Below are 23,122 nucleotides of genomic sequence, written 5' to 3'. Positions count from 1 at the left end.
GATCGGGACTCAACCGCTGTTCTCTTGCAGCCTGGAGCTAGAAGCTTGCAACTGCTTCACTGCGACTTCCGGACCCGTAGGTACCATTCGGAAAGTAGCCGTACCTGTTTGTCGGTGTAGCCGCGTTCGACCATTCGTGTAACGAAGTCGTTGTGTTTCTGCTGGTCCTCTTTGCTGGCCTTGGCATTGAAGCTGATGACTGGCAGCAGGTCTTCGGTGTTCGAGAACATTTTCTTCTCGATGACCACCCGCAGTTTTTCGTAGCTGAGCCAGGTCGGGTTTTTGCCGTTGTTGTTGGCCCGGGCGCGCAACACGAAGTTGACGATCTCGTTGCGGAAATCCTTCGGATTGCTGATGCCAGCCGGTTTTTCGATTTTCTCCAGTTCCTCGTTGAGAGCGACACGGTTGAGAATCTCGCCGGTTTCCGGATCGCGGTATTCCTGATCCTGAATCCAGAAATCTGCATACAGCACGTAGCGGTCGAAGATGTTTTGGCCGTACTCGCTGTAGGACTCCAGGTAAGCGGTCTGGATCTCCTTGCCGATGAATTCGATGTAGCGCGGTGCCAGATACTCCTTCAGGAAGCGCAGATAACGCTCGCGCGTTTCCGCCTGGAACTGTTCCTGTTCGATCTGCTGTTCCAGCACGTACAGCAGATGCACTGGGTTGGCGGCAATTTCATGCGGATCGAAGTTGAAGACCTTGGAGAGGATCTTGAACGCGAATCGAGTCGACAGACCGTTCATGCCCTCGTCGACGCCGGCCGTGTCGCGGTATTCCTGAATCGACTTGGCTTTTGGATCGGTGTCCTTGAGGTTTTCGCCGTCGTACACGCGCATCTTCGAATAGATGTTGGAGTTTTCCGGCTCCTTGAGGCGTGACAGCACGGTGAATTGCGCCAGCATCTTCAAGGTGTCGGGTGCGCAATGCGCTTTGGCCAGGGAGCTGTTGAACAGCAGTTTGTCGTAGATTTTTACTTCATCGCTGACGCGCAGGCAGTACGGCACCTTCACGATGTAGATCCGGTCGATGAAGGCTTCGTTGTTCTTGTTGTTGCGGAAGGTGTGCCACTCCGATTCGTTGGAGTGGGCGAGCAGAATCCCGGTGAACGGAATCGCGCCCAAACCTTCGGTACTGTTGTAGTTGCCTTCCTGAGTGGCAGTCAGCAGTGGGTGCAGCACCTTGATCGGCGCCTTGAACATTTCGACGAATTCCATCAGGCCCTGGTTGGCCCGGCACAGCGCACCGGAGTAGCTGTAGGCGTCGGCGTCGTTCTGTGGGTATTCCTCGAGTTTGCGGATGTCGACCTTACCGACCAGCGCCGAAATATCCTGGTTGTTCTCGTCGCCCGGTTCGGTCTTGGCCACGGCAATCTGGTTGAGGATCGACGGATACAGTTTGACCACGCGGAACTGACTGATGTCGCCGCCGAATTCGGCCAGGCGTTTGGTCGCCCATGGCGACATGATGGTGTTGAGGTAGCGTTTGGGAATGCCGAAATCTTCCTCGAGGATCGCGCCATCTTCGGTGGCGTTGAACAGACCCAGCGGAGATTCGAATACCGGCGAACCCTTGATCGCGTAGAAGGGCACTTTCTCGATCAGCTGTTTCAGCTTCTCGGCCAGGGACGACTTACCGCCACCCACAGGGCCGAGCAGATAGAGGATCTGTTTCTTCTCTTCCAGGCCTTGGGCGGCGTGACGGAAATACGACACGATCTGGTCGATGCATTCTTCCATCCCGTGGAAGTCTTCAAAGGCCGGATACCGACGGATCACCTTGTTGGAGAAGATGCGTGACAGCCTCGAATTGGTCGAGGTGTCGAGCAGTTCCGGTTCGCCGATGGCCAGCAATAGACGCTCGGCGGCGGAAACGTAGGCGCTACGGTCTTGCTTGCACAGCTCCAGGTACTCTTGCAGCGAGAGTTCTTCCTGGCGTGTGGACTCGAAGCGTTGTTGGAAGTGGCTAAAGATACTCATGACGTCACCTCGCTCGATACGTGGAGCCGACGCCGGATCACTCAGTCGATGCTGGCAAGCAGCCGTGGTGGCCACTTGTTTACCCCCCAGAACACTTTCGCGGTCGACAACCTTGAAAGTCACTCCCGATGACCCGTGCGCCGGTGTACCGGCTCTCCCCTGTTTTGGATGGCCTGGGCTTAAGGATAGTTGGGAATTCGGGAGGTAAAGGCGAGATACGTAATTAGTTGTGGCAGACCGTTCGTCTGCCACGCGCGGGCCCGCGGCAGCCGGGGCCTGCGCGCTACAAAAAAATTATTCGGCGGTGCCTTGCGCGGTTTCCGAAGGGTAGGTCGTACGCCACAGCTCGAAGCCGCCGTCCATGCTATAGACGTCGGAGAAGCCCTGACTGATCAGGTACGCGGCGGCGCTCTGGCTGGAGTTGCCGTGGTAGCAGACCACTACCGTAGGTGCATCAAGGTCGGCGGCACGGATGAAATCGGAGATGGAAACGTTGTCCAGATGCTTCGAGCCGCTGATATGCAGTGCGGCGAAGGTAGCAGGATCACGGACATCGACCATCACCGCGCCTTGCTCGCGCAGGGCCTGGGCCTGTTCCGGGGAGATGCGTTTGAATTCGCTCATGGCGGGTTCCTGTTGCTCGGCTGATTGCGCAGTCTAACGCGGGGCGCTGACTGGCGAAGTTTCGGGGATAAGTGGTGTGAGCGGGGACAGCGCGCCGCCATGTTCATCGCATTTGCAGGAAAGGCGTTCGCCGCTGTCGACGTTCATCAGGGTGAGGCTGCCGCCCCAGACGCAGCCCGTGTCCAGAGCCGAGATGCCTGGCTCATGGATATTGCCCTCCAGTGCCGCCCAGTGTCCAAAGATGATCCGCAATCCCTTGGTCTTGCGCTCTTTATGCTGGAACCAAGGTTTGTAACCGGGCGGGGCGGTATCGAGACCTTCCTTGCTCTTGAGATCGAGTTTGCCCTCGACAGTGCAGAATCGCATGCGGGTGAAATAGTTGGTGATCACGCGCAGGCGGGTGACGCCTTTGAGGTCGTTGTCCCATTTTGCCGGCTCGTTGCCGTACATGCCGTCGAGGAACGCGGGCAACAGGTTGTCGTCACGCAGGGCCGTTTCGACTTCATTGGCACACTTCAGGGCGCGGCGCACAGACCATTGCGGCGGGATGCCGGCATGGACCATGGCAACGTCACGCGTCTCGTCGTAGTGCATGAGTTTTTGCTGGCGAACCCAATCAAGCAGTTCGTCACAGTCGGGGGCGTCGAGAATTTCGCGCAGGGTGTCGGATTTCTTCAGGCGTTCGATGTTTTTTGCCGCGGCGAGCAGGTGCAGGTCATGGTTGCCGAGGACACAGACCAGCGATTCGCGCATGCCATATAGAAAACGCAGGGTTTCCAGCGACTGCGGGCCGCGGTTGACCAGATCGCCGACCAGCCAGAGCCGATCAAGCGTGGGATCGAACGCTACTTGCCTGAGCAGACATTTGAGCGGTTCGAGGCAGCCTTGCAGGTCACCGACCGCGTACGTTGCCATCAGTGCAAGGCTCCGGGCACGGCGAGGCGGAAGGGTTTGATGACGGCATCGAAATGTTTACCGTCGTCGGCGACCATTTCGTAGGTACCCTGCATGGTGCCGACCCTGGTCGTCATCACTGTGCCACTGCTGTAGGTATGGCTTTTGCCGACGTCGATCAACGGTTGCTGGCCGACCACGCCTGCGCCGCGAACTTCTTCTTTATGGCCGTCACCGTCGGTGATCACCCAGTGCCGCGAAATCAATCGAGCAGGGATCTCGCCGTTGTTTTGCACGGTGATGGTGTAGGCGAAGGCGAAGCGGTCGTGCTCGGGTTGCGATTGGTCTGCCAGATAGTGGGTAACGACGCTGACATCGACCTGGTAACGGGAATCGGACATGCAAGAGGCCTTAAACGAAGCGGAACGCGGGGCGTAGCTGATGGGGATTCAGTCTAGGCAAGTATCGGGCAGTAAACCAGAGTGGCGTGCTGCCCGATAGCGTTCATCGCCGGTCAGTCGGCGGCGGGAGCTTCAGGGACTTGCTCGCTGAGCTTGTCGGCCAGGCGCACGAAGGCCGCCAGGTCGAGTTGTTCCGGGCGCAGGCTGCCATCGACGCCGGCGGCTTCGATCTCGGCGTTGCTCATCAATTGCTTGAGCGTGTTACGCAGAGTCTTGCGGCGCTGGTTGAAGGCTTCGCGCACGACGCGTTCCAGCAAACGATGATCCTTGGCCGGGTGCGGCAGTACCGCGTGCGGCACCAGGCGAACGATGGCCGAATCGACCTTCGGCGGCGGGTTGAACGCGCCCGGGCCGACGTTGAACAGGTGTTCGACGCGGCAATGGTACTGAACCATGATCGACAGACGACCCCAGTCACCACCACCAGGGCCTGCGGCCAGGCGCTCGACCACTTCCTTCTGCAGCATGAAGTGCATGTCGCGAATGATGCCGGCGTTGTTCAACAGGTGGAAAATCAGCGGCGTGGAGATGTTGTACGGCAGGTTGCCGACCACACGCAGGCTGTTCGGTGCGGCGTTGAGCGTGTTGAAGTCGAACTTCAGCGCGTCGCCCTGATGCAGGTTGAAATTGCTTTTGCCGGCAAACTGCTGGTTGAGGATCGGGATCAGATCCTTGTCCAGTTCCACCACGTCCAGTTGCCCACCGGAATTCAGCAGACCGGCGGTCAATGCACCCTGGCCCGGGCCGATCTCCAGCAGGCGATCTGTGGGCTTGGCGCTGATGGAGCGCAGGATGCGGTCGATGACGCCGGCATCGTGCAGGAAGTTCTGGCCAAAGCGTTTGCGCGCCTTGTGTTGGTATTGCTCGGTCATAAACGGGTCTCGGCCATCTGGTAGGCGGTTTCCAGGGCGACTTGCAGGCTGCCGGTGTCGATCTTGCCGCTGCCGGCCAGATCGAGGGCGGTGCCGTGGTCAACCGAAGTACGGATGATCGGCAGGCCCAGGGTCACGTTGACCGCAGCGCCGAAGCCTTTGTACTTCAGCACGGGCAGGCCCTGGTCGTGGTACATCGCCAGCACTGCATCGCAGTGCTCCAGATATTTGGGGGTAAACAGAGTATCGGCTGGCAGCGGGCCACGAAGGTCCATGCCCTCGCCGCGCAGGCGCTCTAATGTAGGTTCGATGATGTCGATTTCTTCATGGCCCAGATGTCCGCCTTCACCGGCGTGCGGGTTGAGGCCGCAGACCAGAATGCGAGGCTGGGCAATGCCGAATTTTTCTTGCAGGTCGGCGTGCAGAATCCGTGTGACCCGCTCCAGTCGCTCCGGCGTTATTGCGTCGGCAATCTCGCGCAAGGGCAGGTGAGTGGTGACCAGTGCCACGCGCAAACCGCGCGTGGCAAGCATCATCACGACCTGGGAGGTATGGGTCAGGTCAGCCAGAAATTCGGTGTGTCCGGAAAACGCGATCCCCGACTCGTTGATCACGCCCTTGTGGACGGGCGCCGTGATCATCCCGGCGAAGTCGCCGTTGAGGCAGCCGTTGCCGGCGCGGGTCAGGGTCTCGAGGACGAAAGCGGCATTGGCCTTGTCCAGTTGCCCGGCGACCACAGGGGCGCTGAGCGGTGTATCCCAGACATAGAGACTGTTAGCCGGTGCCGGGGTGTCGGGCCAGTGATTCGGCCCGACTTCCAGCAGATTGACGGCCAGCCCCAGCTGCGCGGCCCGCTCAAGGAGCAGGTCGCGGCTGGTGATGGCAATCAGGGGGTGTGGCTGGACTTGCGAGGCGAGCAGCAGGCACAGGTCGGGACCGATGCCGGCTGGTTCGCCGGGTGTCAGCGCGAAACGCTTGGGTTTCACTGCGCTGCCTGGTCTGCACCAGGGAGTTTGATCTCTACGTACGCTTCGTCACGGATCTGACGCAGCCAGGTTTGCAGCTCTTCGTCGTATTTGCGGTTACGCAGTACGGTCATTGCTTGCTGCTCGCGGGCCTGTTCGGTGCTGTCAGTGGCACGACGGCCAAGGACTTCCAGAACGTGCCAGCCGTATTGGGTCTGGAACGGCTTGGACAGCTGACCTTGTGGGGTATTGGCCATCACTTGACGGAATTCCGGAACCAGTGCGTTCGGGTCGATCCAGCTCAGGTCGCCGCCGTTGAGGGCAGAACCCGGGTCTTCGGAATAGCTCTTGGCCAGTGTGGCGAAGTCTTCGCCAGCTTCGATACGAGAGTAAAGCGACTCGACCAAGGCCTTGGTTTTCGCTTCGTCGCGAATCGGGCTCGGCTTGACCAGGATGTGGCGCACGTGCACCTCATCGCGAGTTTGTGCTTCGCCACCACGCTTGGCCAGCAGCTTCAGGATGATGAAACCGCCCGGAGTGCGTGCAGGCTGAGTGATGTCACCGACGGACATGCTGCTCAGTTCGCGATCGAACGGAGGTGGCAATTGCGCGGCTTTACGCCAGCCCATGTCGCCGCCTTCCAGTGCGTTGTCACTGGCAGACTTGGCCACGGCCATCTGACCGAAGTCAGCGCCTTGCTTGAGCTGCTGGTAAACCTCCATGGCCTGGCGCGCGGCGTTCTGAATAGCTTCAGAGTTGGCGCTTTCCGGGGTCGGAATCAGGATGTTGGCCAGGTGCAGTTCTTCGGACAGTTGCATCTTGCCCAGGTCGGAGGCGAGGAAGTTTTTCACTTCCTGCTCGGACACCTGAATGCGTTCGGCTACACGGCGCTGACGGACGCGGCTGATGACCATCTCGCGGCGGATCTGGTCGCGGGCGTCGTCATAAGACAGGCCGTCGCGAGCCAGAGCCGAGCGGAACTGGTCCACGGACATGTTGTTGCGCTGGGCGATGGTGCCAACCGCCTGGTTCAGTTCTTCATCGGTGATGCGAATGCCGGAACGTTCGCCGATCTGCAGTTGCAGGTTTTCGACGATCAGGCGCTCGAGTACCTGCTGATCCAGAACGCCCGGTGGCGGCGAGCCGCCGCCACGCTTGGCGATGGTCTGCTGAACTTCGTGGACGCGTTGGTCCAGTTGGCTCTGCATGACCACGTCGTTGTCGACGATCGCTACCACTTTGTCGATGGACTGTACTGCGGCGTTGGCCGCAGTACCCAGGAACAGCGCGCCCAGCATCAGCGGGCGCAGACAATCAGAAAGCTTGGTCTTCACGTTCACGATAACCTTGGATGCCTTTGTCGAGGAAGCTCTCTACTTTGGCGCCAGTGAGGCCGCCGAGTCCCTTCAGAACAATTTGGAGGAAGACGCCATGGTCGCCTTTTTCGTTTTGCGGAGCTTCCTGACTGAATTCGTCGTAGGAAACCCAGTAACGGTTGATCAGGCGCAATTTCCAGCAGCAGTTGTCGTACTCGAAACCACCGAAGGCTTCCAGGGTACGGTTACGGTTGTAGTCGTACTGCCAGCGGCTGATTGCGTTCCACTGTGGAACGATCGGCCAGATGACCGAGAAGTCATGCTGCTGGATTTTGTAGTAGTCCTTCACGTAGCCAGGTGTGCCAGGGGTGCCGTAGTCGCCACCACCCACGGTCCATTTACCGGTGTTCTGGTCGTAGCGAACCTGGTCATTGCGATAGCGATAGCCGACGTTGATGACCTTGTTCGGGTTATCTTCAGGCTGGTAGTGGAACATCGCGCTGCCCGAACGCGGGCTGCGGCTGTCCGGATCCCAGTTGTAGTCGGCCGTGGTGCGCCAATCGCGGTTCCAGCGGTATTCGTATTCCAGCGCATATGGCGAGACGTCGGATTTCGCGTCGTCGCGATCGTTGAACGCGACGCCCGGCAGTTGAACCTTGCGGTCCTTGAAGTACAACGCCTGGCCAACGCTGACGCGTTGACGCTCGAACCCGTCGTCTTCAATCCAGCGGCTGGTCACGCCCAGCGACAGCTTGTTCTCGTCACCGACACGGTCGGAGCCGGAGAAGCGGTTGTCACGGAACAGCGACGCGTAGCTGAAGGTGTTTTCGCTGGTGTCGAATACTGGAATGTCTTCCTGGTCGACCTCAGGTACATAGAGGTAGAACAGGCGCGGTTCCAGGGTCTGGCGGTAGTTCTTGCCAAAGAACGAGGTGTTGCGGTCGAAGTACAGGCCGCTGTCGACGCTGGCAATAGGTACGCCGCGATTCTGGTTGCTGTCGAAAGAACCGTTGAGCTTGCGTTGCTCTGGAGTCATCGCCGCGATCTGCGATTTGCCGGTACCGTCCAGATCAAGCTGATACTGGGTGTACTGGTACTTGAGCGATGGCTTCAGGAAGCCATAGGTCCAGTTCATCGGCAGGCTGACACCTGGCTTCAGATTCAGACGATCGCCGTTGGCACGGTCCAGGCCTCGAATGTTGGTATCCAGACGTGGCGTCGCATTCCCATCTTCGTCGATGAAGTCGCCGGTCTTCAAATCACGATCAAACCGCACAATCTCGGTCTCGTAATCGAAATTCAAACCCTCCGGATGATACGGCAGCTGACCAGTGAAGGTGATCTGCGGCAAACGACCATACGGTGTAATGTTCGAAACAGTGGCCAGTTGGTACTGCTGAGCATTCAACCGCGCGGTGTAGCTGTCGCCACGATAGGTGACCGAGCCCTGCTGATTCACGAAGTCGCTGGACTTCACGCCAATCTGATCGGTTTCCAGATCCTGGAAGTAATACGGATCGCTGATCTTGGTGTAGTCAACCTGGGTGAGCACGCGGGAGTCGAGACCGCCCTTGTGCTGCCAGTTGTACATGTAGCGGGTTTTTTCGTAATCGGTCTGCTTGCTGCGATCGGTGTTGTCGTCGTTGAGGTATGCCGCACCGAACTGACCTTCACTCGATTGGGTCAGGTAGCGGAACTCGCCTTCCACCAACATGCCACGCTTGCTCATGTAACGCGGGTACAACGTGGCATCGTAGTTCGGCGCCAGGTTGAAGTAGTACGGGGTGACCAGCGTGAAGCCGGTATCGGTGCCGGTGCCAATGGTCGGCGGCAGGAAGCCCGACTGGCGACGGTCATCGATCGGGAAGTAGATGTAAGGCGTGTACAGGATCGGAATGTCTTTTACGCGCAGCGTCACGTTGGTCGCGGTACCGAAGCCGGTGGCCGGGTTCAAGGTGATGTTGTTGCCCTTGAGCTGCCAGGCGTTGCTGTTCGGTTCGCACGTGGTGTACGTGCCGTCCTTCAAGCGGATGATCGCGTTCTCGGCGCGCTTGGCGTACAGCGCGCTACCGCGAATGCGCGATTTGTGCATCACGTATTCGGCGTTGTCGACCTTGGCTTCACCGGTGTCGAGCTGCACGTCGGCATGGTCGCCGACGATCAGTGCGCCGTTGTCACGGATACGCACATCGCCATTGAGTTCGGCGCGGCTCTCAGCCTGATACAGGCTGGCCTCATCGGACTCGACCTGCATGCTGCCCTGACGCAGGACAACATCACCGGCCAGCGTGCCGACTTGATCATCGGTGTTATAGCGCGAAGCTTTTGCGCCGATAAAGGTCGGAGCATCGCTTTTGCTCGTCTTGTCATTCATGCCAGGACGAGTGGGTTCGATGTAGGCACCCGAGCAGTACGGGCCGGTTTCGGCCAGTTGGGCGGCGGTAAGCTTCTCGCGCGGAACCCAGTCGAGGTGACTGAAGTCTTCGCTACGGGATTTCAAACCGCGGCCTTTGGCTTCGGTGACCAGCGTTGGCTTGGCGCCAGTGTCGGCAACCGAACCTTTATCGCTCGGGGCGTCGCCGGTGGCGCTGACGGCACTGCCGTCATGCACTGGACGTGGTGGCAATGCAGCCGCCGACGTCTTGGGCGCACAGTCCCAACCACCCGAAGCCGATACGGAGCAGTCATACTGCTCGGCGGCAACAACGAATTGACTGGCCAGAGGTTGCATAGCCAGCAGACTGCCGGTTACCAACAATGGAAATTTTTTACGAAACGCGGGGGATTTCAATGCCATCTTATTAGTCCGGGCTTCCTGCGTGCCATCTGCCCGCGGTGGTGGGCCGCACGCCTCTCGATGGTCTGAAAAAGATGCTGGATAATAAAGCATGACCCGCTTGACGGCTAGCGCCGTCGGAGACCCTTGCAATGCCTGACCAAGATGTACGCTTGCAACACCTGAAAGTTTGGCTCGATGAGCAGTTGGCAATTCTGTTTGCAGATCAGGGCTGGGGCGCCGTGCCCCCGGCCACGTTGACCGCGGCCAGTAGCGACGCGAGTTTCCGCCGTTACTTCCGTTGGGAAGGCGCGGGTCGCAGCTTCGTCGTGATGGACGCGCCGCCCCCCCAGGAAAACTGCAAACCGTTCGTGGATATCGCCTTTTTGCTGGCGAAATCCGGAATAAATGTGCCAAAAATTTATGCCGAAGACCTCGAACGTGGGTTTCTTTTGCTCAATGACCTGGGCAACAAGACCTTTCTGGACGTGATCGACAGCGAAAATGCCGACGCATTGTTCAGCGATGCCCTGCAAGCGCTGCTGGCTTTTCAGCAATTGCCGATGGTCGCTCCGCTGCCGAGTTACGACGTTGCATTGCTGCGCCGCGAGCTGGAACTGTTCCCCGAGTGGTACGTGAAGCGTGAGCTGGGCGTCGAATTTGATTCGACTCAACAGCAACAGTGGCAGCACATCAGCGACCTGCTGATCGACAGTGCGCTGGCGCAGCCCAAAGTGCTGGTGCACCGCGACTACATGCCGCGCAACCTGATGCTCAGCGAGCCGAACCCCGGCGTACTGGATTTTCAGGACGCGGTCTATGGCCCGGTGACCTACGACGTGACCTGTCTGTTCAAGGATGCCTTCCTCAGCTGGCCTGAAGAGCGCGTACGCGGCTGGCTGGAAAGCTACTGGCAGCAGGCCTCGGCGCTGAACATACCGGTGCAGCCGGACTTCGAAGATTTCCTGCGCGCCAGCGACCTGATGGGCGTACAGCGTCACCTGAAGGTCATCGGCATCTTCGCGCGGATTTGCCATCGTGATGGCAAGCCACGCTACCTCGCCGATGTGCCGCGTTTCTTCTCTTATATAGAAGCAGTGATCGCGCGCCGTCCCGAACTGGCAGAACTGCAAGCGCTGTTTACCAGCCTGCGTGGCGGAGCGACGGCATGAAGGCCATGATTCTGGCAGCAGGCAAAGGCGAGCGCATGCGCCCGCTGACCCTGACCACCCCGAAACCGCTGGTGCGTGCCGGCGGCGTTCCGTTAATCGAATACCATCTACGCGCCCTCGCGGCGGCAGGCTTCAACGACATCGTGATCAATCACGCCTGGCTCGGTCAGCAGATCGAGGATTATCTGGGCGACGGTTCGCAGTTTGGCTTGAGCATCCAATACTCGCCGGAAGGTGAGCCGCTGGAAACCGGTGGCGGGATTTTCCGCGCGCTGCCGCTGCTTGGCGACGATGCGTTTCTGGTGGTCAACGGTGATATCTGGACCGATTACGACTTCAGCGTGCTGCATCAGCCGATCAACGGTCTGGCGCATCTGGTGCTGGCGGATAATCCGGCGCATCACCCGACCGGCGATTTTTCGTTGCTGGAGGGGCAGGTCATCGACGGCCAGCCGAACGCGGCGACGCTGACCTACAGCGGCATCGCCGTGCTGCATCCGCAGTTGTTCGATGGCTGCGCGGACGGGGCTTTCAAACTGGCGCCGCTACTGCGCAAGGCCATGGCGGACGGTGAAGTGACGGGCGAGCGTCTGAAAGGTCATTGGGTGGATGTCGGTACGCATGAGCGTCTGGCCGAAGCTGAAGCCTTGATAGAAGCGAGTCGCTGATATGTTGTGGCCAGGGACTCTGATTGGAGCCGGGGCGGGTTTTGCAATCGCCAGTATTCCGGGGGCCATGCTTGGGGCGTTGTTGGGGCAGGCGCTGGATCGGCGTTTGCACTTGCAGAGCTGGGGGCATTTAAGGGAAAAACTCGGCGGTCGGCCGATGCTGCGCAACGACGAATTGTTGTTTGTGTTGCTCGGACGTCTGGCCAAGAGCGACGGGCAAGTCAAGGACGGGCATATCCAGCAGGCGCGTAACGAGATGCGCGCGCTGGAAATGAGCGAGCCGGCAATGCGTCGGGCGATCGCCGCGTTCAATCGCGGTAAGTCGGGTGGCGATAATCTGCGCGGATATCTGCGGCGTCTGAGTGCGCAGCCGCATGCTACCGAAGGCGTGTTGCGTGCCTGTTGGCGCATGGTCTGGGCTGATGGCCGGGCCGGTATCAGTGAGCGCGAGTTGTTGGCGCAGTGGGGCAAGTGGCTCGGCTGGACGCCTCAGCAGGTGCAAGCGCTGGCCAGTGATTACGAGCCGGGCAAGCGGCCTATCGTCAGTGCTGCGGTGACTTATCAGGAAGCGATGCGTTTGCTCGGCGTGTCGGCGAGCAGCGAGCCGGCGCAGATCAAACGGGCTTATCGACGACTGCTCAGTCGTCATCACCCGGACAAGATTGCTGGCAGCGGCGCGACACCGACGCAGGTGCGTGAAGCGACCGAGAGGACTCGGGAACTGCACAGTGCGTATACGTTGATTCGTGAGCGCAGAGATTTTCGCTAGGCATTTTTAAGATCAAAAGATCGCAGCCTTCGGCAGCTCCTACAAGGGTGTACATCAACCCGATGTAGGAGCTGCCGAAGGCTGCGATCTTTTGCTTTTGCTTTTGCTTTGTTCAGTCCGGATTCTGCGGATTCAACCAGCCGCGCACCCGACGGAACAATTGTTCCTGCTCGGCCTTGTTATCCGGCAGGGCCCTGAGCGCCACCTGGCTGAACGCCGGCGTCTTCAAACGCTTGCTCGCTTGCATACGCTCCAGCGCCGCGTGGCGATCCAGCGGTTTGTCCATGTAGAAAATATCCGCCGTCGGCAGTTTCAGCGTTGGCGTCAGTTCCGCCAGTGGCGGTTTGGCCTTGGCCGGTGTCTGCGCGTCGACCATGACGAATTTCTCCACCTGCGCTGTCTGCCGCTCGCTCAGGTAACGCGCTGCCCAATAGGCGCCGGTGCCGTGGCCGAGCACAACAATGCGTCGTGCGCTCTGCTGTTCGGCGTAGGCAATGGCTGCGTCGATCCGCGCGAAGATTCGTTCGGCATCGGCTTTGGACTGTTCTTCAGTCGTTTCGGCAACCACCTGATCGGCGACTTCGGCCTCACCGCCTGCGGCCTGTTCGATCGGTTGCGCCGTGGTGGCATCCTTACTGCCAGTTTCCGGCGCTTTCGGCGCCGCTGCGGCTTCGACCACGCGCGGCGCGATCGCATCGCTTTGCAGATCGGGCAGGGTAATGCTCAGGCTGCTCCACTCGGCGTTCGGCAACTTCTGCCGCAAAGGGCCGATTGCCTGAGGCCAGTCAGCGGTCTCGCCCGCGCCCGGGACGATAATCACCGCGCCCTTGGGATCGGCGGTGTTGGCCGGTTTCCACAGGGCCAGGAAGGTCTCGCTGGCGGCCTGCAACTGTTGCTGTTCTTGCGCCGGCACTTTACGTTCAAGTGCCGCGGCTTCTTCCTGACTACGCTCAAGCAGTGGCTGACGTTCGGCCGGTTTTTCTTCAGCGGGTTTTTCCGCTGCGACAGCAGGGGCCGGATCGGCGGCGTTGACGGAAAACGCACAAGGCAGGATCAGCGACAGGCACAATGCTGGCATTGCCAGGCGGTAAACAGAGGGCATCGGTTATTCCAGGCCAGAAAGTATCCCGGCAGCCTAATGGGTTGGTCAGAATTTGTCAGTTCAAGAGACTTCAATGAAGCGATTTTGCTGCCTGTGGGTTATCGGCTGTTTGTGGTTTCCCTTGATGGGCTGGGCGGCGCCTGCGCCACCGGCGCACGTTGCGCAATTGTCGGCGAGTGAGCAGCAATGGCTCGCGCAGCACAACGAATTGCGCGTCGGCCTGGTGTTGCAGGCACCGTACGCGCAATACGACCGACGCTTGCAGCGGTTGTCCGGGGCCAATGTCGAGTTGATGAAGTTGCTCGCCCAGGCACTCAATGTTGAGCTGAGCTGGCGTAATTTTCAGGATCTGGCGCAATTGGAAGCGGCGGTGCGCGATGGCGAAATCGATATCGCTCCGGGGCTGACACAGACGCCCAGTGCGCTGCGCCTTTGGCAGTTTTCCGATCCGTACATGCGCGTGCCGCAACTGGTGGTCAGCGATCAGAAGGCCAGCGGCGTGGTGGATCTGGAAAAACTCGACAGCCAGACCCGCGTCGCCGTGCGTATGCCGAGTACCACCGCCGACTATTTGCGCGGCAACTATCCGCATCTGAACCTGCAAGGTGTGCCGCTGGAGCGTCAGGCGTTGCAGCTGTTGTTGAGTCAGCAGGCGTCTTACGCGGTGGTCGATGAAGCGCAGCTCGGTCGGCTGTCAGTGGAACCCGAGTTCGCCGAACTGGTGGTGGTTGGCGACATCGGCCTGCCGCAACTGCTGCGCGTGGCTTCGCGGCGCGATTGGCCGCAGTTGGCCGGTATCGTCCAGAGCGCGTTGCGTGCGATCCCAGCCAAGGATCTGGAGCGCCTGCACAACCAATGGCTGCAACCGAAATACCCGCGGCTGTCGGAGTCGCCGGGGTTTTGGCAGAACCTCAGCCTGTTGTTCGCCGTCATGTTGCTCAGTTGCATGGCGATTGTGTTTTGGCAGCGGCGTCAGCAGCACAGCCTCGAACAGCGTCTGCTCGCCGCACGCGAAGACATTGCCCTGCGCGCAGCCAGCGAAGAAGCCTTGCGGCTGACGCAGTTTTCCATCGATCAAAGCACCGTCGGCATCCTTTGGGTCAACTGGGACAGCCACGTACGCTACGCCAATCGGGCGGCAGAAAACATGCTCGGTTACCCGTCGGGTGGGCTGATCGAGCGGCCGTTGATCGACTTCGAACCGGGCCTGCACATGGACCGTTGGCTCAACCTGTGGAAACGCGCACGGGCCAGTGAAGAAGGGCCGTTGAGTTTCGAAACCAGTTGCGTGCGCGCGGATGGCAGTGTTTTGCCAGCGGACGTGTCGCTGAGTTTCTTGCGCTTTCGTGACAGCGAATATCTGGTGGTTTACCTCACCGACGTCACCGAACGCCGTCGTGCACTGGCCGCGTTGCAGGAAAGCGAGGCGCGACTGCAAGGCATCGCCGCCAACGTGCCGGGCCTGGTGTTTCGACTGGAGCGGGCGCCGGTCACCGGGCAAATCGATTTTGCCTATATATCCGAGGGCAGCGAAAGTCTGGTCGGTTATTCCCCGGCGGCCATCGCTCACCGCGACATGGGCCTGCGCAGTCTGGTGCATCCGGACGACAAGGCCAGTTATCACCAGACCCAGGATCAGGCGCTGGACACCGATAGCGACTGGTCGTGGCAGGGGCGAATCCTCACGCGCCAAGGGGTGCAGCGTTGGGCCGAAATCAAGGCGATCACCCGACAGCTTGAAGATGGCGCTTATGTCTGGGACGGCATTGTCTGGGACATCACCGAGAGCAAGCGCATCGAGCTGGAACTGGCGTCATCGCGCGAGCAACTGCGCGAACTGTCGGCGCACCTTGAAAGCGTGCGCGAGGAAGAGAAGGCGCGGATCGCCCGGGAGGTTCACGACGAGTTGGGGCAAATGCTCACGGTGCTGAAACTGGAGACATCGATGTGCGAATTGGCCTACGCGCAACTCGACCCCGGTTTGCACGAGCGGCTGAACAGCATGAAACGCCTGATCGCCCAGTTGTTTCAGCTGGTGCGCGATGTGGCGACGGCGTTGCGGCCGCCGATTCTCGATGCCGGGATTGCCTCGGCAATCGAGTGGCAGGCGCGAAGATTTGAAGCGCGGACGCAGATTCCGTGTCTGGTGCAGGTGCCGGACAATCTGCCGGCGCTCAGTGATGCCAAAGCAATTGGTCTGTTCCGGATTCTGCAAGAGGCGCTGACCAATGTGATGCGTCATGCCCAGGCGCATACTGTGGAACTGACGCTGGTGCTGGAAGGCGACGAGTTGTGTCTGACGGTCAGCGATGATGGCGTAGGATTTGTCGCCGCTGCGGGTCGGCCTACTTCGTTTGGCCTAGTGGGCATGCGTGAGCGGGTGCTGATCATGGGCGGGCGGTTGGCGCTTGAAAGTGAGCCGGGGGAGGGCACCAGTCTGAATGTGTGGGTGCCGGTGGATCGCTAAAAGATCGCAGCCTGCGGCAGCTCCTACAGGGGGATGCGATCAATGCGATCTTTTGCCGTTGAAAACAACAATCGAGGAGCATGCAAGTGATCCGTGTACTGGTAGCCGAAGACCACACCATCGTCCGCGAGGGCATCAAGCAATTGATCGGCCTGGCCAAGGATCTGCTGGTGGTGGGGGAGGCGAGCAATGGCGAACAATTGCTCGAGACCCTGCGCCATGTGCCGTGCGAAGTGGTCTTGCTCGACATCTCCATGCCTGGGGTCAACGGGCTGGAAGCAATCCCGCGAATCCGCGCGCTGAATAATCCGCCAGCGATTCTGGTGCTGTCGATGCACGACGAAGCGCAAATGGCCGCGCGTGCGTTAAAGGTCGGCGCCGCGGGTTACGCGACCAAGGACAGTGATCCGGCGCTGCTGCTCACCGCCATTCGTAAAGTCGCGGCAGGCGGGCGCTATATCGATCCGGATCTGGCCGACCGCATGGTCTTCGAAGTCGGTCTGACCGATTCGCGGCCGTTGCATTCGCTGCTGTCCGAACGCGAGTTCTCGGTGTTCGAGCGTCTGGCCCAAGGCGCCAACGTCAATGACATCGCCCAGCAACTGGCCCTGAGTAGCAAAACCATCAGCACGCACAAGGCGCGGCTGATGCAGAAGCTCAACATCACTTCGCTGGCCGAGTTGGTGAAGTACGCGATGGAACACAAACTCCTCTGACCTGAACGCGATCCCCTGTAGGAGCTACCGAAGGCTGTGATCTTTTGATCTAGATCTTAAAAAACAAGATCAAAAGATCGCAGCCTTCGGCAGCTCCTACAGAGGGGGGGGTGGGCATATCTGTTAGCGACAGGCGCTTTTGCCCGTTCTTGCGGCTCGCAGCTTGTCGCTCGTATCTCGTTTGCCAATGCGCGCCATCCTTGTAGGGCAATCCCTACCCCCAACCTTCCATCCGGCTGAGGCCATTCTCTCCTGCGCCCCGATTTGCGTGACTGCCGCCAGCCACTAGGCTTGATACACAAGCAGTCATCAACAACAAAGGTGTGGGTATGAGCCAGGTCGATACAAGCGCAGGGGCCAGTGATGTGCTGGTCAGCTTTCGTGGAGTGCAGAAGAGCTACGACGGCGAGAACCTGATCGTCAAAGACCTCAACCTGGACATTCGCAAAGGCGAATTCCTCACCCTGCTCGGGCCGTCCGGTTCCGGCAAGACCACCAGCCTGATGATGCTCGCCGGTTTCGAAACGCCGACTGCCGGTGAGATTCTGCTGGCCGGTCGCTCGATCAACAACGTACCGCCGCACAAGCGCGACATCGGCATGGTGTTCCAGAACTACGCGCTGTTCCCGCACATGACCGTGGCCGAAAACCTCGCGTTCCCGTTGAGCGTGCGTGGCCTGAACAAAAGCGACGTCAGCGACAAGGTGAAAAAAGTCCTGAGCATGGTCCAGCTCGATGCCTTCGCCCAGCGTTATCCGGCGCAATTGTCCGGCGGCCAGCAGCAACGTGTGGCGCTGGCCCGCGCGTTGGTGTTCGAACCGCAACTGGTGTTGATGGACGAACCCCTCGGCGCCCTCGACAAACAGCTGCGTGAACACATGCAGATGGAAATCAAACACCTGCACCAGCGCCTCGGCGTGACCGTTGTCTACGTGACCCACGATCAGGGCGAAGCACTGACCATGTCCGATCGCGTCGCCGTGTTCCATCAGGGCGAAATCCAGCAGATCGCGCCGCCGCGCAGCCTCTACGAAGAACCGAAAAACACCTTCGTCGCCAACTTCATCGGCGAGAACAACCGCCTAAACGGCCATCTGGTCAGCCAAAACGGCGAACGCTGCGTGGTCGAATTGGGCCGTGGCGAGAAGGTCGAGGCGCTGGCGGTCAACGTCGGCCAGACCGGCGAACCGGTGACCCTGTCGATCCGTCCGGAGCGCGTCAGCCTTAACGGTTCGAGTGATCAATGCGTTAACCGCTTCTCAGGGAGGGTGGCGGAATTCATCTATCTGGGCGACCACGTCCGGGTGCGCCTGGAAGTCTGCGGCAAGACCGACTTCTTCGTGAAACAACCGATTGCCGAGCTCGATCCAGGGCTCAGCGTCGGCGACGTGGTTCCGCTTGGCTGGCAGGTCGAGCACGTTCGCGCGCTTGACCCTCTTCAAGAGGCGCACTGAGCGCCCCGTAGTTCCAACACCAACCCTGCACGTGGAGAGAACAATAAATGTTGAGATCCCTGAAGTTCACCGCCCTGACCCTGGGCATGATGGGTGCGGCAAGCGTCATGGCCGCTGGCCCGGATTTGACCGTGGTGTCGTTTGGCGGGGCGAACAAGGCGGCGCAAGTCAAAGCCTTCTATGCACCGTGGGAAGCGGCGGGCAACGGCAAGATCGTTGCTGGCGAGTACAACGGTGAAATGGCCAAGGTCAAAGCCATGGTCGACACCAAGAGCGTGTCGTGGGATCTGGTGGAGGTTGAGTCGCCGGAACTGTCCCGTGGCTGTGACGAAGACATGTTCGAGCCACTGGATCCTGCGCTGTTCGGCAAGACCGAAGATTACGTCAAAGGCGCAATCCAGCCGTGCGGCGTAGGTTTCTTCGTCTGGTCGACCGTGCTCGCGTACAACGCCGACAAGCTGAAAACCGCGCCAACCAGTTGGGTCGATTTCTGGGACACCAAGAAATTCCCGGGCAAGCGTGGCCTGCGTAAAGGTGCCAAGTACACCCTTGAGTTCGCTTTGATGGCCGATGGTGTGGCGCCGAAAGACGTCTACAAAGAACTGGCCAGCAAGGGCGGACAGGATCGTGCGTTCAAGAAACTCGATGAGCTGAAACCAAGCATCCAGTGGTGGGAGGCCGGTGCGCAGCCGCCGCAGTATCTGGCTTCCGGTGACGTTGTCATGAGCTCGGCCTACAACGGTCGGATTGCTGCGGTGCAGAAAGAATCCAATCTGAAAGTGGTGTGGAACGGCGGCATCTACGACTTCGACGCATGGGCTATCCCGAAAGGTCTGGACGCCAAGCGTGCCGAAGCTGCGAAGAAATTCATCGCCTTCTCCGTACAGCCGCAGCAGCAGAAGACCTACTCGGAAAACATCGCCTACGGCCCGGCCAACACTCAAGCCGTACCGCTGCTGGCCAAGGACGTCCTGAAAGACATGCCGACCACGCCGGAAAACATCGCCAACCAGGTGCAGATCGACGTCAGCTTCTGGGCTGACAACGGCGAGCAGCTCGAGCAGCGTTTCAACTCCTGGGCGGCGAAGTAATCCTTCGTCTGTAGGAGCTGCCGAAGGCTGTGATCTTTTGATTTGGCTTTCAAGACCAACAGATCGCAGCCTCGTTGCACTCGACAGCTCCTACAAGGATGCGCGCATGACCTGTAGGAGCTGCCGAAGGCTGCGATCTTTTGATTTTGCCTTTCAAGATCAACAGATCGCAGCCTCGTTGCACTCGACAGCTCCTACAGGGGTGGTGTGATTTTTGATTGTTGATGTAATGCGGCATCACATTGCGTGATGCCGCCCATCCAGAGATTTGCGGAGTACGTCATGGCCATCGCCGTTCCCCTGAACGAGGGCGCCAGCCCCACCTTGAAGCAGAAGCTCAAGCGCGCCGAGCGGGTTAATCGCTGGAAAGCGCAGGCGCTGATTGCGCCGCTGGTGATTTTCCTGCTGCTGGTGTTTCTGGTGCCGATCGTGGCGCTGCTCTACAAAAGCGTCGGCAACCCTGAAGTGGTCGGCGGCCTGCCGCGCACCGTGGCGGCCATCGCCAGTTGGGACGGCCGTGGCCTGCCCGCTGAACCCGTCTACAAAGCGGCGAGCGACGACCTCGCCGAGGCGCGCAAAAACCAGACGCTGGGCGATTTGTCCAAGCGCTTGAACATGGAGTTGGCCGGCTATCGCAGCCTGCTGACCAAAACGGCCCGGGCGTTGCCATTCGCCAGCGAACCGGCCTCTTATAAAGAAGCGCTGGAGGCCCTCGATGAACGCTGGGGCGATCCGGCCTACTGGCAAGCGGTCAAGCGCAATACCAGTAGCATCACCCCGTATTACTTGCTGGCGTCGGTCGATCACCGTATCGACGACCTCGGCGAAATCGCCCCGGCCACCCCGGACCAGGCGATCTACCTCGACATCTTCGCCCGTACCTTCTGGATGGGCCTGGTCATCACTGTGATTTGCCTGGTGCTGGCGTATCCGTTGGCGTACTTGCTGGCGAACCTGCCGTCGCGTCAGAGCAACCTGCTGATGATTCTGGTGCTGCTGCCATTCTGGACTTCGATTCTGGTGCGAGTGGCGGCGTGGATTGTGTTGCTGCAATCGGGCGGCCTCATCAACAGCGGTCTGATGGCGATGGGCATCATCGATAAGCCGCTGGAACTGGTGTTCAACCGCACCGGCGTGTACATCTCGATGGTGCACATCCTGCTGCCGTTCATGATTCTGCCGATCTACAGCGTGATGAAAGGCATCTCGCCCACCTACATGCGCGCCGCGATTTCCCTTGGCTGTCACCCGTTCGCGAGTTTCTGGCGGGTGTACTTCCCGCAGACCTATGCAGGCGTCGGCGCCGGCTGCCTGTTGGTGTTCATCCTCGCCATCGGCTACTACATCACCCCGGCGCTGCTCGGCAGCCCGAACGATCAAATGGTCAGCTACTTCGTCGCCTTCTACACCAACACCAGCATCAACTGGGGCATGGCCACTGCGCTGGGCGGCTTGTTGCTGCTGGCGACCGTGGTGCTTTATCTGATCTACAGCTGGCTGGTGGGCGCCAGTCGCCTGCGCCTGAGCTAAGGGGAGTTTGAAATGCTGAGTCCTTACATGTCGCCCATCGAACGGGTGTGGTTCTACAGCTTGCGGATTCTCTGCGGCTTGATTCTGCTGTTCCTGATTCTGCCGGTGCTGGTGATCATTCCGCTCTCGTTCAACTCGGGCAGTTTTCTGGTGTACCCGCTGCAGGGCTTTTCGCTGCAGTGGTATCACGACTTCTTCGCTTCGGCCGAGTGGATGCGCGCCCTGAAGAACAGCATCATCGTCGCCCCGGCCGCGACCGTGCTGGCGATGATCTTCGGTACGCTAGCGGCCATCGGCCTGACCCGTGGCGACTTCCCCGGCAAGGCGCTGGTGATGGCGCTGGTGATTTCGCCGATGGTCGTGCCGGTGGTGATCATCGGCGTGGCGAGTTATCTGTTCTTCGCGCCGCTGGGCCTGGGCAACAGCTTCTTTTCTCTGATCGTGGTGCATGCGGTGTTGGGTGTGCCGTTTGTGATCATTACTGTTTCGGCGACGTTGCAGGGGTTTAACCATAACCTGGTGCGCGCCGCCGCGAGCCTTGGGGCATCGCCGTTGACTGCTTTCCGTCGCGTGACCCTGCCGCTGATTGCGCCGGGGGTGATTTCCGGGGCGCTGTTTGCTTTTGCGACTTCGTTTGATGAGGTGGTGGTGACGCTTTTTCTCGCCGGGCCCGAACAGGCGACCTTGCCTCGGCAGATGTTCAGCGGGATTCGCGAAAACCTGAGCCCGACGATTGCGGCTGCGGCGACGTTGTTGATTGCGTTCTCTGTGATCCTGTTACTGACATTGGAATGGCTGCGTGGGCGTAGCGAGAAATTGCGTACTGCTCAGGTCTGACGAACGTCCCGAATTGAAATCGCCTCTGTAGGAGCTGCCGAAGGCTGCGATCTTTTGATCTTGTTTTTTAAGTTCAAGATCAAAAGATCGCAGCCTTCGGCAGCTCCTACACGTGAGTGATCGTCTCCGCATCCGGTCGGTGTTCTGGCGGTTATTCATGAGGTGAATAGCAGACAACCCCAAATCCCCAGCTAATCTTGTGCCCAGCTCCCACATCTATAAGAGGCTGCGCACGATGAGTCTTTCCCAGTTCAAAATCGCTCACAAACTGATCACCGGCGCCGGAGCCATCGAGCAACTGGCGGCCGAGCTCACTCGCCTCGATATCGACAATCCGCTGATCGTCACCGACGCCGCGCTGGTCAAGTCCGGCACTGTCGAGCTGGCGCTGTGCCAATTGGGCGGGCGCGAGTACGAGATTTTCGACCGGGTACTGCCGGACCCGGAAATCGCCATCGTCGAAGATTGCATGCGCGTGTACCGCGAAGGTGGGCACGACGGCTTGATCGGCCTCGGCGGCGGCAGTGCCATCGACATCGCCAAAAGTGTGGCGGCGTATGCCGGTTACCACGGAGCGCTGGAAGATCTGTTCGGCATCGACCAGGTGCCGCGTAAAGGCCCGCCCCTGATCGCCATCCCCACCACCGCCGGCACCGGCTCTGAAGTGACCAACGTCGCCATTCTTTCGGACAAGGTCGCGCAGCTGAAGAAGGGCATCGTTAGCGACTATCTATTACCGGACGTCGCGCTCGTCAGTCCGCAAATGACCCTCACCTGCCCGCGCAGTGTCACTGCTGCCAGTGGCGTCGATGCGCTGGTGCACGCCATCGAATCCTATCTGTCGGTGAATGCCTCGCCGATTACCGACTCCCTCGCCATTGGCGCAATCAAGCTGATCGCCAACGCCTTGCCCAAGGCCTACGCCAACGGCGCCAATCTGCAAGCGCGCGAAGACATGGCCACCGCCAGCCTGATGGCCGGCATGGCGTTCGGCAATGCCGGGGTCGGTGCGGTGCATGCGCTGGCGTATCCGCTGGGCGGGCGTTTCAACATTGCCCACGGCGTCAGTAATGCCTTGTTGCTGCCGTATGTCATGACCTGGAACAAAATGGCCTGCGTCGAGCGGATGCAGGATATTGCTGAAGCCATGGGGGTGAAAACGGCGCATCTGAGCGCCACTGAAGCAGCGGACAAAGCCGTGCAGGCCATGACCGATTTGTGCGCGGCGGTGGAAATTCCCGCGGGGCTGCGCAGTTTCGGTGTGCCGGAAGACGCGATCCCGGCCATGGCCGTGGAAGCCGCAGGCATCGAGCGGCTGATGCGCAACAACCCGCGCAAGCTCAGCGCCGTGGATATCGAGAAGATCTACCGCGCGGCGTACTGATCCGTCGGCGACTACCGGTCATGGCACAACCCAATCATCGCAGTC

The 23,122-nt window shown here is 59.9% G+C and carries 19 protein-coding genes; 10 read left to right on the top strand and 9 right to left on the bottom strand.

What is annotated here, in order from left to right; all coding sequences use genetic code 11:
- Positions 1–56: 56 nt before the first annotated feature.
- From ACA061_RS24380 to ACA061_RS24345, 8 genes are all read right to left on the bottom strand, one after another.
- A complete protein-coding gene (locus ACA061_RS24380; protein WP_042561388.1) occupies positions 57–1,979 on the bottom strand; it encodes a PrkA family serine protein kinase in 1,923 nt (640 codons plus the stop codon).
- A 294-nt stretch (positions 1,980–2,273) separates the two neighbouring features.
- The gene (gene glpE / locus ACA061_RS24375; protein WP_150617736.1) at positions 2,274–2,603 is read right to left on the bottom strand and encodes a thiosulfate sulfurtransferase GlpE; all 330 of its coding nucleotides are present in this window, start codon (positions 2,601–2,603) and stop codon (positions 2,274–2,276) included.
- A 33-nt stretch (positions 2,604–2,636) separates the two neighbouring features.
- The gene (locus ACA061_RS24370; RefSeq protein WP_150617735.1) at positions 2,637–3,518 is read right to left on the bottom strand and encodes a symmetrical bis(5'-nucleosyl)-tetraphosphatase; all 882 of its coding nucleotides are present in this window, start codon (positions 3,516–3,518) and stop codon (positions 2,637–2,639) included.
- Complete coding sequence (gene apaG / locus ACA061_RS24365; RefSeq protein WP_042561385.1) at positions 3,518–3,898, bottom strand: Co2+/Mg2+ efflux facilitator ApaG/CorD; 381 nt, start codon at positions 3,896–3,898, stop codon at positions 3,518–3,520. Before apaG ends, ACA061_RS24370 begins: the two co-directional genes overlap by 1 nt.
- A 113-nt stretch (positions 3,899–4,011) precedes the next feature.
- Positions 4,012–4,830 carry a 16S rRNA (adenine(1518)-N(6)/adenine(1519)-N(6))-dimethyltransferase RsmA gene (gene rsmA, locus ACA061_RS24360; RefSeq protein WP_150601836.1) on the bottom strand — a complete coding sequence of 273 codons (819 nt, stop codon included), beginning with the start codon at positions 4,828–4,830 and terminating at the stop codon, positions 4,012–4,014.
- Complete coding sequence (gene pdxA / locus ACA061_RS24355; protein WP_210700478.1) at positions 4,827–5,816, bottom strand: 4-hydroxythreonine-4-phosphate dehydrogenase PdxA; 990 nt, start codon at positions 5,814–5,816, stop codon at positions 4,827–4,829. Before pdxA ends, rsmA begins: the two co-directional genes overlap by 4 nt.
- Positions 5,813–7,135, bottom strand: coding sequence for a peptidylprolyl isomerase SurA (gene surA, locus ACA061_RS24350; protein WP_210553546.1), 1,323 nt, complete (start codon positions 7,133–7,135; stop codon positions 5,813–5,815). The genes pdxA and surA overlap by 4 nt, the downstream gene beginning before the upstream one ends.
- Positions 7,110–9,908 (bottom strand): LPS-assembly protein LptD, encoded by a 2,799-nt coding sequence (locus ACA061_RS24345; RefSeq protein ID WP_497300170.1) that lies wholly within the window; start codon positions 9,906–9,908, stop codon positions 7,110–7,112. Before ACA061_RS24345 ends, surA begins: the two co-directional genes overlap by 26 nt.
- Positions 9,909–10,039: 131 nt before the next feature.
- Here ACA061_RS24345 and ACA061_RS24340 point away from each other — a divergent pair, with 131 nt between their 5' ends.
- The 3 genes from ACA061_RS24340 to ACA061_RS24330 are packed head-to-tail and all read left to right on the top strand — an operon-like array spanning position 10,040 to position 12,496.
- The gene (locus tag ACA061_RS24340) at positions 10,040–11,059 is read left to right on the top strand and encodes an aminoglycoside phosphotransferase family protein (RefSeq protein ID WP_150601832.1); all 1,020 of its coding nucleotides are present in this window, start codon (positions 10,040–10,042) and stop codon (positions 11,057–11,059) included.
- Positions 11,056–11,727 carry an N-acetylmuramate alpha-1-phosphate uridylyltransferase MurU gene (murU, locus tag ACA061_RS24335; protein ID WP_150617730.1) on the top strand — a complete coding sequence of 224 codons (672 nt, stop codon included), beginning with the start codon at positions 11,056–11,058 and terminating at the stop codon, positions 11,725–11,727. Before ACA061_RS24340 ends, murU begins: the two co-directional genes overlap by 4 nt.
- A gap of 1 nt (position 11,728) precedes the next feature.
- Entirely contained in the window at positions 11,729–12,496 is a 768-nt protein-coding gene (locus tag ACA061_RS24330) for a TerB family tellurite resistance protein (RefSeq protein ID WP_497300169.1), read from the top strand.
- Positions 12,497–12,608: 112 nt separating this feature from the next.
- On the opposite strand, the gene ACA061_RS24325 is transcribed toward ACA061_RS24330, so the two are convergent.
- Complete coding sequence (locus ACA061_RS24325; RefSeq protein ID WP_497300168.1) at positions 12,609–13,598, bottom strand: alpha/beta hydrolase family protein; 990 nt, start codon at positions 13,596–13,598, stop codon at positions 12,609–12,611.
- Positions 13,599–13,671: 73 nt separating this feature from the next.
- On the opposite strand from ACA061_RS24325, the gene ACA061_RS24320 reads away from it, so the two are divergent.
- The 7 genes from ACA061_RS24320 (at position 13,672) to ACA061_RS24290 (ending at position 23,077) form a co-directional block, all read left to right on the top strand.
- Positions 13,672–16,065 carry a PAS domain-containing sensor histidine kinase gene (locus ACA061_RS24320; protein ID WP_210553550.1) on the top strand — a complete coding sequence of 798 codons (2,394 nt, stop codon included), beginning with the start codon at positions 13,672–13,674 and terminating at the stop codon, positions 16,063–16,065.
- Positions 16,066–16,151: 86 nt separating this feature from the next.
- Positions 16,152–16,781, top strand: coding sequence for a response regulator (locus ACA061_RS24315; RefSeq protein ID WP_003210977.1), 630 nt, complete (start codon positions 16,152–16,154; stop codon positions 16,779–16,781).
- A gap of 329 nt (positions 16,782–17,110) precedes the next feature.
- Positions 17,111–18,235 carry an ABC transporter ATP-binding protein gene (locus tag ACA061_RS24310; protein WP_497300167.1) on the top strand — a complete coding sequence of 375 codons (1,125 nt, stop codon included), beginning with the start codon at positions 17,111–17,113 and terminating at the stop codon, positions 18,233–18,235.
- Positions 18,236–18,282: 47 nt separating this feature from the next.
- On the top strand, positions 18,283–19,326 hold the full coding sequence (locus tag ACA061_RS24305) for an ABC transporter substrate-binding protein (RefSeq protein ID WP_497300165.1): 1,044 nt from the start codon (positions 18,283–18,285) through the stop codon (positions 19,324–19,326).
- Between the two features lie 282 nt (positions 19,327–19,608).
- Entirely contained in the window at positions 19,609–20,856 is a 1,248-nt protein-coding gene (locus ACA061_RS24300; protein ID WP_150601826.1) for an ABC transporter permease, read from the top strand.
- 12 nt (positions 20,857–20,868) lie between these two features.
- A complete protein-coding gene (locus ACA061_RS24295; RefSeq protein WP_008084123.1) occupies positions 20,869–21,693 on the top strand; it encodes an ABC transporter permease in 825 nt (274 codons plus the stop codon).
- A 235-nt stretch (positions 21,694–21,928) separates the two neighbouring features.
- Positions 21,929–23,077: an iron-containing alcohol dehydrogenase gene (locus ACA061_RS24290; protein WP_210700472.1), complete on the top strand. Its 1,149-nt coding sequence runs from the start codon at positions 21,929–21,931 to the stop codon at positions 23,075–23,077.
- Positions 23,078–23,122: the final 45 nt, after the last annotated feature.

Source organism: Pseudomonas sp. LBUM1668, from assembly GCF_059695715.1.
The sequence above is the reverse complement of the archived record's forward strand: the minus strand, read 5'-3'. Positions and strand labels throughout refer to the sequence as shown.

What these genes read in the sequence shown, in the direction of transcription:
- ACA061_RS24380 (WP_042561388.1), bottom strand. Translation starts at nt 1,979, where the DNA reads ATGAGTATCTTTAGCCACTTCCAACAACGCTTCGAGTCCACACGCCAG.
- glpE (WP_150617736.1), bottom strand. Translation starts at nt 2,603, where the DNA reads ATGAGCGAATTCAAACGCATCTCCCCGGAACAGGCCCAGGCCCTGCGC.
- ACA061_RS24370 (WP_150617735.1), bottom strand. Translation starts at nt 3,518, where the DNA reads ATGGCAACGTACGCGGTCGGTGACCTGCAAGGCTGCCTCGAACCGCTC.
- apaG (WP_042561385.1), bottom strand. Translation starts at nt 3,898, where the DNA reads ATGTCCGATTCCCGTTACCAGGTCGATGTCAGCGTCGTTACCCACTAT.
- rsmA (WP_150601836.1), bottom strand. Translation starts at nt 4,830, where the DNA reads ATGACCGAGCAATACCAACACAAGGCGCGCAAACGCTTTGGCCAGAAC.
- ACA061_RS24345 (WP_497300170.1), bottom strand. Translation starts at nt 9,908, where the DNA reads ATGGCATTGAAATCCCCCGCGTTTCGTAAAAAATTTCCATTGTTGGTA.
- ACA061_RS24340 (WP_150601832.1), top strand. Translation starts at nt 10,040, where the DNA reads ATGCCTGACCAAGATGTACGCTTGCAACACCTGAAAGTTTGGCTCGAT.
- murU (WP_150617730.1), top strand. Translation starts at nt 11,056, where the DNA reads ATGAAGGCCATGATTCTGGCAGCAGGCAAAGGCGAGCGCATGCGCCCG.
- ACA061_RS24330 (WP_497300169.1), top strand. Translation starts at nt 11,729, where the DNA reads ATGTTGTGGCCAGGGACTCTGATTGGAGCCGGGGCGGGTTTTGCAATC.
- ACA061_RS24325 (WP_497300168.1), bottom strand. Translation starts at nt 13,598, where the DNA reads ATGCCCTCTGTTTACCGCCTGGCAATGCCAGCATTGTGCCTGTCGCTG.
- ACA061_RS24320 (WP_210553550.1), top strand. Translation starts at nt 13,672, where the DNA reads ATGAAGCGATTTTGCTGCCTGTGGGTTATCGGCTGTTTGTGGTTTCCC.
- ACA061_RS24310 (WP_497300167.1), top strand. Translation starts at nt 17,111, where the DNA reads ATGAGCCAGGTCGATACAAGCGCAGGGGCCAGTGATGTGCTGGTCAGC.
- ACA061_RS24305 (WP_497300165.1), top strand. Translation starts at nt 18,283, where the DNA reads ATGTTGAGATCCCTGAAGTTCACCGCCCTGACCCTGGGCATGATGGGT.
- ACA061_RS24300 (WP_150601826.1), top strand. Translation starts at nt 19,609, where the DNA reads ATGGCCATCGCCGTTCCCCTGAACGAGGGCGCCAGCCCCACCTTGAAG.
- ACA061_RS24295 (WP_008084123.1), top strand. Translation starts at nt 20,869, where the DNA reads ATGCTGAGTCCTTACATGTCGCCCATCGAACGGGTGTGGTTCTACAGC.
- ACA061_RS24290 (WP_210700472.1), top strand. Translation starts at nt 21,929, where the DNA reads ATGAGTCTTTCCCAGTTCAAAATCGCTCACAAACTGATCACCGGCGCC.